Origin of the sequence: Paenibacillus periandrae (genome assembly GCF_022458865.1) — a bacterium.
In the GTDB taxonomy this organism is placed as follows: domain Bacteria; phylum Bacillota; class Bacilli; order Paenibacillales; family NBRC-103111; genus Paenibacillus_S; species Paenibacillus_S periandrae.
Map to the genome: position 1 here is coordinate 1 of NZ_JAJNMU010000260.1, position 212 is coordinate 212.

At 54.7% G+C, this 212-nt stretch carries 1 protein-coding gene; it reads left to right on the forward strand.

All coding sequences use genetic code 11. The features are described from left to right. The coding region (locus LRL21_RS45465; RefSeq protein ID WP_240422276.1) for a hypothetical protein at window positions 1-212 on the forward strand (212 nt) is incomplete at both ends.

The following is a 212-nucleotide window of genomic DNA, read 5'->3' on the forward strand; positions in this document are numbered from 1 at the left end:
TTATCGGCAACGGGTGTCATACCCGCCACGGCCAAGCGAGCACGTGTGCATGCAGGTCTAGCTTCCACGGCTCCTAACGGGTCAGGAACCGTATACGTAGATTCAGTTACGTTCAAGTATGGGACAGACAGTAACATCGTGGCCAACCCTGAGTATGAAAAGCAGACGCGCCCAGGTAGTAGCCTTGCGGATGGTTGGGACTACTGGAAGTC